The organism is Clostridium sp. AF15-41, from assembly GCF_003604095.1.
Classification (GTDB): Bacteria; Bacillota; Clostridia; order Lachnospirales; family Lachnospiraceae; genus Coprococcus.
The window spans coordinates 1-10,984 of the sequence record NZ_QTMQ01000024.1 but is presented as its reverse complement, the minus strand read 5'-3'; the positions used below and the strand labels follow the sequence as shown (position 1 = coordinate 10,984).

Below are 10,984 nucleotides of genomic sequence, written 5' to 3'. Positions count from 1 at the left end.
TATCTGGCATCTGTGTAACATATGTTTGACAAACCTACATTTCTTTGGCAGCGTTTTTGGTGGATTCGGTATTTGGGCTGCAGGCTGTGGCAGAGGCTGTTGATCCTCGCAACGTCCCTGTTCATCACACACGCCTGATCCGCTCATGCTCCTGTGCTAACTCGCCCTTCGGGCTCAGACAAGCACCCGCATGAGCTGGCAGCGTGTTCTTCACGTCGGTCCTTTTGCGAATGTCCAAACATCCTCTGCCACAGCCTGCAGCCCAAATACCGCCCTAACAACACTGAAAAAAACAGATCAGGCAGGTATGATGAACAGAAACATTGCTGGACAACATATATAAATTGGCAAGTCATGAAATCCGGCTATCGATAAAGCAAGATGCATGTTTAACAGCCGGATTCTGTGACCTGCTGATTTGTATATGGTGTCATTTGCATATGTTTCGTTACGAAGAACACACTGCCAGCGAATGCGGGTGCTTGTCTGAGCCCGAAGGGCGAGTTAGCACTGGAGCATGAGCGGATCAGGCGTGTGTGATGAGTAGAAACATTGCTGGACAACATATATAAATTGGCAGGTCATGAAATCCGTCTATGTTGAACATGCAATCTTCAAAAATTCTACCGCTGACGACTTCCTACGACCACGCCTTTGCGGAGGTCTGCAAAAAAGTCCTTCATCAGGCTGCTGCACTCCTCCTGACAGATACCATATACTGTTTCTACCTGATGATTAAATGCCGACATATCGAACATATTAAGGATCGAACCGGCGCATCCGGCTTTCTTATTCATACACCCGATCACAACCTTCGGGATCCTTGCCTGTACGATGGCTCCGGCACACATCTGACACGGTTCTAATGTCACATACATCGTACAATCCTCCAACCGCCAGTCACCGAGTTTCTTTGATGCCTGCTCGATCGCCAGCAGTTCTGCATGCGCCAGTGTTGTCTTCTTCAGATTTCTCTTGTTATACCCCCGTGCGATCACCTTATTATCCTTTACGATCACACAACCGATCGGAACATCTCCCTGAACATAAGCTTTCTGCGCCAGCTTAATTGCCTTTTTCATATAAATCTCATACATCTTCCTGTCTTCACCCGACATCTCAGGTTCTGTCCCTTGCCGATCTACGTATATATCTTTTACTTCATCTTCCCTGTTCCGTATATTCTGATCATCTTCTATCCCCTGTCCTATTACATTTTCTTCTGTATTCTGTTCCATTTTCTTCTCCATGCCGGCATCCTCCGTCATTCAACCTGCGCTCTTCACCATGCCGTTTTTTTCTATCATTCAATAAACATTATTTTATGCCACAGCTCTTTTTTTATTTCAGATCCACCACCCAGTAGCCAAAGCTTCCTGTCTTGATCCTTGTCTCCTTCACCGGAATAAAACGATCAAATCCAAAGATTCCTGCGAGATACTTCTCTTTGGATGAATACTCTCCCGGCACTCCCAATATGTATCCGTTCGTATCTTCTTCATCAAACAGCACCCTGCCGAGCATCAGATATTTATAACTGTAAAATCCATGTGTCAGGAAGCTATTCACCCCCAACCGCCAGTTATCCATGTTCAGCAGTCCGATATCGTTCGGATTGATCTTTACACACTCGATCACTCCGTTTTCTCCATCCGGACAATTCGGCAGGAGCGGAAGCTTTTCCCGGTTCGCCATCAGTTCTGCCGCTCTTCCGTCTTCTTTCATTGTTTCTAAAACCTCGGCTGCCGTTACTCGTTTCTCCGTTTCTTCATCGGCCCGGGAAAATATCTTTTCATCCGGAGACTCCTCCGATTCCGGCAAAACGGTTTCCGAGTTGTCTGTATCTGTATGTGCCGTTTCTTTCACCTCTGAAGCCATTGTCTCCGTCTCAGATTCGCTGTCCATGTTTTCTGATTCCGCCATCGTCTCGGACACGATTCTTCTCCGATCATACTCTGTTACTGCAATTCCGCGGGCAGCTTCTTCCTCCCGTCTGGCAAATGCCTGACTGTAGTCCACAGTATTATCTGTCCATGAAGAACAGAAAATATCACTTTCTTCTTCGCCCATCCGCCTTATGATAATGCCGCTCCACGCTGTGATCGGCCGTCCGGTCTGATTGACATTATTCCAGTCAAAGGTAAAGCAGCCTTCTCCCCTGCCGGATTTCATGTTCAATTTCCCAAGATACAGAACAGCCGGAATCATACCGTCCGGCACTGCCTCCGGATATTCCTCCGGGTCCGCAAGCGTCTCACGATACAGATAAACCGAATATAAGCCCTCTTTCTTTACCTGATCCTTAAGATTCACCTGCATTTTACCTTTCTCATTCTGCTTCTGCACCTTTGCAAATCCAACATTTTCACATTTATCATAATTGTGATATCTGAAAATATATGATATAAATCTGTTCCAGTAAACCATAGATACCTCCGCCTCTTTTTTCTATCTGACATTTTTCATCTGACAGGAAATCATGTCTGCTTCCGTTATTATCCCTGAAAGACAAGCCTTACTTGTATCTATGCATTTTTTCTGTAACTTATTCCTTTATTCTTCGGAAATAGTATCACTTAACTTTGCAAATTCTGCCAGCGTTAAACTTTCTCCCCGAACATTTGCGGCAAGTCCCATTTTTTCCAGAGCTTTCTCCACCTGTGCTTTTGAATATGGAAGCTCGGGGCTGTTTGCGATTCCGTTCTGTAACGTCTTTCTTCTCTGGTTAAAGGATGCCCGGATCAGCTTGAACATCAGACTCTCGTCCTTTACCATCACCGGCGGCTCCTCATATCTGGTCAATCGGATCACCGCAGATCCTACACCCGGCCTCGGGATAAAGCAGTTTGGCGGTACATTTGCTGCAATATACGGTTTTGCATAATACTGAACCGCAAGTGACAACGCACCGTAATCTTTCGATCCCGGTCCTACCTGCATCCGGTCTGCTACTTCCTTTTGTACCATGACCGTAATTGACTGTAATGGTACATGGCTTTCAAATAAGCCCATAATGATCGGAGTTGTAATATAATACGGCAGATTGGCAACGACCTTGATCGGTTTACCATCGTTTTCTTCCTCAACCAGTCGGTTGATATCTAACTTCAATATATCTTCATTAATAATCGTTACATTATCATATTCCGCCAAAGTCTCCCCAAGGATCGGGATCAGATTTTTATCGATCTCAACCGCGATCACCTTTCCGGTCGACTCTGCCAGATACTGTGTCATCGTTCCGATTCCCGGTCCGATCTCCAGTACCAGATCATCCTTCGTGATCTCCGCTGCATTTATGATCTTTGTGATCACATGGTCATCGATCAGAAAATTCTGACCGAACTTCTTCTGAAATGCAAACTCATATTTCTTTATTGTCTGTATCGTAATCTGCGGGTTACTTAATTTCTCCATGCTCTGTCCTCCATCTATGCATTCTTACGCTTTCATCTTATCACGCAATCATTCTTCCTACGCCTCTGCCTGCATATTTTCTTCCATTCTGTACAGCTTCAGACTGTTTCTGAATGTCACGTCATACACTTCTTCTTCCGTAACTCCCTTTAATGCTGCGATCTCTTTTGCCACATAAGGAATATTAAGGGCAGAGTTCCGTTTTCCACGGAATGGTACGGGTGACAGATACGGCGAATCCGTTTCTAATACGATGCTGGTAAGCGGAATGGCTTCCACCACCTCTTTCAGCTTACGTCCATTGTTAAATGTCACTACACCGCCAACGCCGATATAATATCCCATCTTAATATATTCTCTTGCAATCTCTGTACTGTATGAAAAACAGTGAATGACGCCACCGCAAAGTCTTCCCTGCATCTCTTTCATGATATCCATGGTATCCTTTGCCGCATCCCTGCTGTGGATCACAACCGGAAGCTTCAGTTCTTCTGCCAGCTCCAACTGCTTTCGAAACCAGTGGATCTGCACCTCTTTTGGCACATCCTCATGGAAATAATCCAGCCCGATCTCTCCGATCGCCTTTACCTTCTCATCTGCTGCCATCTGCCGATACATCTCGATCGCCGCATCTGACAGCTCCGGTGCATCATCCGGGTGCGTTCCGATCGCCGCATAGATAAAATCATATCGGTGTGCAAGCTCAACGGATGCCTTTGAAGTCACTATATTAGCCCCTATATTCATTACATATCGGATATCCTGTCTCTGAAATTCCTCTAATAACCGCTCTCTGTCTGTATCAAACTGTTCATCATCATAGTGTCCGTGTGTCTCAAATATCATCTTCATATTCCTCGGTCATTTATTTTCTCAGACTGCTCCAGTCTGTATGCTTCGCTGCATCCCATTCTTCTTTCCGGCTCTCATACTGCTCATTGAACCAGTCTACTGCCGCAAGCTTTCCATCCTCCGAAAACGGAAATTCCTTTGTCAGCTTCTTTTCATCATCCGTATTCTCGTAACTGAACGGCTCCGGCCAGACCGTTGCCATCAGAGTTCCGGCATTCTGTACTTCTTTAGGTTTAAAAAATACATTTTCAAGCGGATTTCTGGCAAGGCGGAACCGCATGCCCTGATAACTTCCCTTAAATGCCTTTCCATACAAATAATAATTAATATGATAAAATGTTGTTTCTTCAATCTTTGGTGTGTCACCCATATCTCTCATCTGCCTTTCATCTGCCGGCACATTTTTCTTCATTCTTTTAAGTATACACTACTAAGATCAGCATATGCAACCAACTGTTGTCATTCTTTACGCCAATCGGCTTCCTTTATGCCGCACAATTCATCTTTTTCTTGCCAGTTTTCTTGCCAGTCAATCCCCATACAAAAAGACCCTTATCCACATCGGTTCTTGTATATCTGCTTCCGCTTCTGTGAACAAAGGTCTTTTCTATGAAAATCTATATTCTGTTTATGCTTCGTCTTTTACCGTAAAAACAACTCCGGCTACCTTTGGTCCTGCATTGGAAGCAACCGCTGCTCCGATCTGGAAGAAATCGTCTGGCGCATAACCAACCTTTTCTGTCATCTTGGCAGCCAGTTCATCCCTGCATACATCATCGCATCCATATACGATCTGATATGGCGAACCCGGAAGCATCTCTGCTGCTGAGACATCTGCCATCTTTGCCAGTAATTTCTTCTCGCCGCGGCATTTGAATGCTGTAACGATCTCATTTGCCCATATCTTCATGATCGGTTTTACGCCAAGCGCATCACCGACCAGTGCTGCGGCACTCGGAATACGTCCTGATTTTGCTGCATATTTCAATCCATAAATACCGAAGTAGATCCGTCGTTTCGGAAGAATGTCTGACAGATAAGCAGTGATCTCATCCACTGTTTTTCCTTCTTCTGCCATCTTTGCTGCCTGCACAACCGGATATCCATACTGACCGCTGTATCCAACACCATCAAAGATCCGGATCGTTCCTTTTCCTACATACTCCGGATGCTCCTCAAAGAATTCATTCTTTGCCATGACTGCATTATCATGGGTAGCAGAACCTTTTTTATTGATGCTGACAAATATAATTTCTGTATATCCTGCATCAAACTGCTCCTTATACAGCTCGTCGAACTGGAATGCTGTGATCTGCGCCGTCTTTGGCAGTTCGTTTGGATTTTCCTCCATTATCTTATAAAAACCGGCATTGTCAAAATCGACTCTGCTCATATAAGATTTGTCACCGACCGTTACCGGAAATGGAAGGATTAATATATTATATTTCTGTTCCTCAGCAGTCGAAATATCACTAGCTGAATCTGTTATGATCCTGATCTTGCTCATAGGTAAAACCTCATCTTTCTATTTGTAAACCGGCACTTCAAAACTCTTATACACTCTACTAATTTCAAGTTTCAAAAATGCCTGTATTTCTTAACTTTTTATAATATAGATGATTCGAACAGCAAATGTCAATCGTAGTTTCTATATAGAAAAGCCATGGTTTTCGGGGCTTTGTAACATGGTTTGAAAGACTAGATATTTTATTTTTACTTTTTGAGGAAGACTCCCTATCCGGCAGTAAATTGTGTTACAATGAAATCCATAAACAAACTTGAAAAGCAATGTATATGAGCTTCGCATATGCAATATATTTGAAAATTGCGCACATACAGACAGGAGATTCTTTCATCATTACATAAGGGGATAAAAGCATGCTTACTTTAAAGGCAAAAGATTCGGAGTCATCCGAAAATGAACCAATAATAGAAACTGACATTTTTCAATCAGATGCAGACCCATCTGATTCGCCGTATTCACAGGAATATTTTGATCTGATGGATATGATCGATAATACAGGCAAGCAGATCGAATATTATAAAATGGTATATACTGCCGAGATCGATGGTCTGGCAAAAAGGCGGCACAGCCTGAAAACACATTTTCTTTATAATGTCGTATTTCTGATCTGCCTGATAATATTTGACTCTCTTTTTTCTAATATTATGTTAAGTGGTGGCGGAGTTGTCATGCAGACGTATGAAGGATGGATCGCCGTAGGTGCATTAATTCTCGGCACGATCTATATGATCTGCCGTGTGATCCGAGCCTATATCATCTATCAGATCAATGTCCGTGCCGGCTTCATGACTGATTATCTGCAAAAGCATGACATCCACACCATGATTGAAGAAGAAGCTTATTGCAGGAAGATCCTTCAACAGATGCTTGGCTACGAGACGACTCTGGCTCATATTACAAAAGCTGTCCCTAAAACAACAACAGAGATCAACGCTGCTATGAGCGAGATCTCTGCTATGAATTTTGATATTAAAGATTTTCATTATAACGCCGGTCGGACGATAAAATAATATATATTTTCTGATCTGACCATTTCTGCATCAATGTCTACTGTTTAGCAGCTTCTGTTTCAGGTCATATAACGGCTTTGACAGATCGACAAATACTTCCTGCGGATTTACCAGTCGTCTGGTCTCATCCCAGAGTGTGTTCAGTTCTTTCCGGCAATACTCCCGGATCTCCATCGTGGATGGATTCTGATATACGCACTGTCCCTTTAAGAATACCGGGACAAGCATCTCACGGATCTCATAAGAACCACCCGGAAGTGTCGAACGCTTCCATGTAGCCATCTGGTCAAATATCTCCAGATCTTCCGCTTCATTATATGTCTCATCGGAAAGTGCGATCAGATCCGCCTTGATCTTTCCGGTCTCTTTATTATACAGACGGAACACCGTCTTATTTCCGGGATTTGTGATCTTCGCCGGATTCTCTGATATCTTGATCTTCGCTGTGAATTCTTCATCCTCCGGCTTCTTGATCGCCGCAAGCTTATAAACACCGCCAAAAGATGGATTATCTGCTGACGTGATCAGGTTGGTTCCAACGCCCCATGATGTGATCGCTGCGCCCTGATTCTTCAAGCTGTTGATCAGATATTCATCCAGATCAGAGGACGCTGCAATGACTGCATCCGGATATCCCGCTGCATCCAACATTTTTCTGGCTTTCTTCGACAGATATGCAAGGTCACCGGAATCCAGACGGATTCCATATCTGGTCGGCATCTTTCCCTCTGCCTTCATCTCATCAAATACCCGGATCGCATTTGGCACACCGGATTTCAATGTGTCATATGTGTCAACCAACAATGTACATGCATCCGGATATAATTCCGCATATCTCTTAAATGCTGTATATTCATCCGGAAAGCTCATGATCCAGCTATGTGCATGTGTCCCAAGCACAGGCACGCCGAACTGCTTACCGCAGATTACATTTGAGGTTCCGACACAGCCACCGATAACTGCCGCCCTCGCACCGAAGGTTCCGGCATCCGGTCCCTGCGCACGGCGAAGTCCGAATTCCATGATACCATCCCCTTTTGCTGCATAGCAGACTCTGGATGCCTTTGTAGCGATCAGACTCTGATGGTTCACGATATTTAATAATGCAGTCTCAACCAACTGCGCTTCCATGATCGGTGCAACCACCTTCACAAGTGGCTCATACGGAAATACTACAGAACCTTCCGGGATCGCATAGATATCACCTGTGAAATGAAATCCTGCAAGGTAATTCAGAAATTCTTCATCAAACATATTCAGACTTCTTAAGTAATCAACGTCTTCATAGGAAAAGGACAGATTCTTGATATAGTCGATCACCTGTTCCAAACCACAAGCGATCGCATAGCCGCTTCCGGATGGATTTTTTCTGTAGAATGCATCAAATACAACGATGTCATCTGCTTTCTCACGGAAATATCCCTGCATCATCGTCAATTCATAGAAGTCTGTTAATAAGGTAAAATTTCTCTTTTCGTCCATATCTCTGTCCTCCTGCCTTTCTTTTTTCAGCAGTTTATAATCTCTACTATTCTATCATACATGATCGGCACATCGTTTTCTCACACATTACTGCCCATATAACATCTCATTTAACTCATGGTATAACCGAGAAAGCGGAAGTCCGACAACATTGTCATAACTGCCCTTGATCCCTTTCACAAACAGACCACCCTGTGTCTGTATCCCATAGCTTCCCGCTTTGTCAAATGGATCTCCCGTCGCAAGATATCCGGTGATCTCCTCATGCGTCATCGGATAAAATGTAACCTCTGTATTTTCGTAAAATGTCTTTGTCCGGCATTTCTCTCCGTCATAATACATAATAGAAACACCTGTATATACATTATGTGTCTGTCCTGACAAACTATTCAACGTATTATATGCATCATCATAATCAACCGGTTTTCCAAGGATCCTGCCATTTAATGCGACGACCGTATCGGAACCGATCACGATAAACGGCTGTGTCTCCGCCTCCGTACCGGCATGGTCTGCACATACCTTTTTATATACATTTTCTGCCTTTCTTCCGGCAAGTTCCATCACCATATCCTTTGGAAAACGGATATCGGTAGCTTCATCGCAGTCACTTGGCATAACCGTAAATGTATAACCGGCTCTTTCAAGCAGCTCTTTTCTTCTCGGTGAATTCGATGCAAGTATGATCGGAATCTGTGTAACCATGATGTTCTCCTTTGACTACTCCATCTCTTTTGCAAGCTTCATTGCTTTTTCAAATAACGGAAGTGCGCGTTCTACCATCTCCGTTGTGGTACAGTAAGCAAGTCTCATATGTCCCGGACACATAAAGCTGTCTCCCGGTACCAGGATCAGATCCAGCTTACTGGCTGTCATACGACAGAATGCATTTGCATCCGCGATCGGAGTCTTTGGAAACATATAGAAGGTTCCGCCCGGTTCTACACACTCATATCCCATATTTGTAAGCTCTTTATATAAAATATTCTTATTCTTCTCATAAATTGACAGGTCAGCGGTCTTATCGATCACTTCTGCCACACCAAGCTGGATCATGGATGGCGGACAGTTATGTCCTGTAAATCTGGAGATCTGACCACACATCAGAACGATCAGCTTCGCATCCTTACATTTCGGATTTACCGCTACATATCCGATACGCTCACCCGGAAGGGAAAGTGACTTACTGAATGAATAACAGCAGATACTGTTGTCATAGAAGGATGAAATAAATGGCGAATCTGTTCCTTCAAATACGATCTCACGATAAGGTTCATCGGAGATAATATAGATATCATGTCCATATTCCTTCTGCTTTTCTTTCAGAATTGCAGCCAGCTTCTTGATCGTCTCTGTTGAATATACGATACCGGATGGGTTATTCGGAGAGTTAATAAGAACTGCCTGTACATTTGGATTTAAAAGCTCCAGAAATGCATCAAAATTAATCTGAAAGGATGTAATATCCGCCGGCACGATCTTAAGCACCGCACCTGTTCCGTCAACATATGGAACATACTCAGGGAAATATGGAGCAAATGTGATCACCTCATCTCCCGGCTTTGTTACACAACGAATCGCATGTGCGATCGCACCTGCTGCACCGGAGGTCATGAAAATATCATCTGCTGTATATTCCATTCCAAATCTTCTGTTTAAAGAATCTGCAACCGCTTCTCTGACGGACATAATACCAAGTGTCGGGCTGTATCCGTGAAGTGTCAATGGATTTTCCTCTTTTAACATCCGTTCCAATGTCTCTGTAAACTCCGGACATACTGGAACAGAAGGATTACCGATCGTAAAGTTATATACATTTTCCTTTCCGATCTCTGCCGCACGTTTTGATGCATACTGCGCAAATTCTCTTATTATAGAACCTTTGGTTGTCATATCTGCATATTTTTCCGAAATCATACCTGTCATCCTCCGTCTGTTGTGAATTTAATAATGGAAGTATACCGCCGAAAAGGCAAAAAAACAAGTGGTAATAAATCGGGGAAAAGACTTATTACCACTTGCAAAAAATGAGGGGAGAGAGGATTCAAATAAATGAAAAACTCTTACAATACATAGTATATAAGGGATGTGTGTCTAAATTGTGTTTATTTTCTGATGTGTTTATAAACTAAAACTGACATTTTTGTTTAAGATAAAAGCCTATCGACTTTTATCTTACCTCACTTCGCCTATCGGCTCAGTGATTAGCGGTCGGCAAATGCAGTTGTGCAAGCACACTGCACTTGACTCGTCGCTATAACAAAAAACAAGTGGTAACAAACCGGGGAAAGATTTATTACCACTTGCAAAAAATGAGGGGAGAGAGGATTCAAATAAATGAAAAACTCTTACAATACACAGTATATAAGGGAAGTGTGTCTAAACTGTGTTTATTTTCTGATGTATTTATGAAGATCATAAACAAAACTTTATAAAGCTAACACAACCTGTCTGCCCGCCTCTGTCGGTCTCCTTGGCTGGTATGGGTGACTGGCATGGGCAGTTGGTCTCCCCACTATAAATGGCTTGCTGCGATTTCTGTTCGTTGCACATGCCTGATTCGTAAATACTCCTGTGCTAACTCGCCTTCGGCTCAAACAAGCACCCGTATTTACTGGCAATGTGCATCTCACGACGAAATTCTCGCTGATGCCATATTATAGTGGGGAGACCAACTGCCCATGCCAGTCACCCATAC

Annotated in this window: 10 protein-coding genes; 1 reads left to right on the top strand and 9 read right to left on the bottom strand. The window is 43.5% G+C overall.

Annotated features, from left to right (window positions below; all coding sequences use genetic code 11):
- Positions 1 to 623: 623 nt before the first annotated feature.
- The 6 genes from tadA to DWW43_RS11900 form a co-directional block, all read right to left on the bottom strand.
- The gene (tadA, locus tag DWW43_RS11925; protein ID WP_044946014.1) at positions 624 to 1,097 is read right to left on the bottom strand and encodes a tRNA adenosine(34) deaminase TadA; all 474 of its coding nucleotides are present in this window, start codon (positions 1,095 to 1,097) and stop codon (positions 624 to 626) included.
- A 244-nt stretch (positions 1,098 to 1,341) separates the two neighbouring features.
- Complete coding sequence (locus DWW43_RS11920; protein ID WP_008402417.1) at positions 1,342 to 2,427, bottom strand: DUF6128 domain-containing protein; 1,086 nt, start codon at positions 2,425 to 2,427, stop codon at positions 1,342 to 1,344.
- A 126-nt stretch (positions 2,428 to 2,553) separates the two neighbouring features.
- On the bottom strand, positions 2,554 to 3,417 hold the full coding sequence (gene rsmA, locus DWW43_RS11915; protein WP_119963758.1) for a 16S rRNA (adenine(1518)-N(6)/adenine(1519)-N(6))-dimethyltransferase RsmA: 864 nt from the start codon (positions 3,415 to 3,417) through the stop codon (positions 2,554 to 2,556).
- A gap of 57 nt (positions 3,418 to 3,474) precedes the next feature.
- A complete protein-coding gene (locus DWW43_RS11910) occupies positions 3,475 to 4,263 on the bottom strand; it encodes a TatD family hydrolase (protein WP_044946013.1) in 789 nt (262 codons plus the stop codon).
- A gap of 19 nt (positions 4,264 to 4,282) precedes the next feature.
- Positions 4,283 to 4,681: a hypothetical protein gene (locus DWW43_RS11905; protein WP_008402413.1), complete on the bottom strand. Its 399-nt coding sequence runs from the start codon at positions 4,679 to 4,681 to the stop codon at positions 4,283 to 4,285.
- 216 nt (positions 4,682 to 4,897) lie between these two features.
- Positions 4,898 to 5,776, bottom strand: coding sequence for a DegV family protein (locus DWW43_RS11900; protein WP_119963756.1), 879 nt, complete (start codon positions 5,774 to 5,776; stop codon positions 4,898 to 4,900).
- Between the two features lie 371 nt (positions 5,777 to 6,147).
- On the opposite strand from DWW43_RS11900, the gene DWW43_RS11895 reads away from it, so the two are divergent.
- On the top strand, positions 6,148 to 6,804 hold the full coding sequence (locus DWW43_RS11895) for a hypothetical protein (RefSeq protein WP_008402411.1): 657 nt from the start codon (positions 6,148 to 6,150) through the stop codon (positions 6,802 to 6,804).
- A gap of 30 nt (positions 6,805 to 6,834) precedes the next feature.
- Here the strand turns inward: DWW43_RS11895 and DWW43_RS11890 are convergent, their stop codons facing one another.
- The 3 genes from DWW43_RS11890 to DWW43_RS11880 all read right to left on the bottom strand — a co-directional run bounded on the left by DWW43_RS11890 (position 6,835) and on the right by DWW43_RS11880 (position 10,203).
- Entirely contained in the window at positions 6,835 to 8,286 is a 1,452-nt protein-coding gene (locus DWW43_RS11890) for a nicotinate phosphoribosyltransferase (RefSeq protein ID WP_008402410.1), read from the bottom strand.
- Positions 8,287 to 8,373: 87 nt separating this feature from the next.
- Positions 8,374 to 8,991 (bottom strand): Maf family protein, encoded by a 618-nt coding sequence (locus tag DWW43_RS11885; RefSeq protein WP_008402409.1) that lies wholly within the window; start codon positions 8,989 to 8,991, stop codon positions 8,374 to 8,376.
- A 15-nt stretch (positions 8,992 to 9,006) separates the two neighbouring features.
- On the bottom strand, positions 9,007 to 10,203 hold the full coding sequence (locus tag DWW43_RS11880; RefSeq protein ID WP_119963753.1) for a pyridoxal phosphate-dependent aminotransferase: 1,197 nt from the start codon (positions 10,201 to 10,203) through the stop codon (positions 9,007 to 9,009).
- Positions 10,204 to 10,984: the final 781 nt, after the last annotated feature.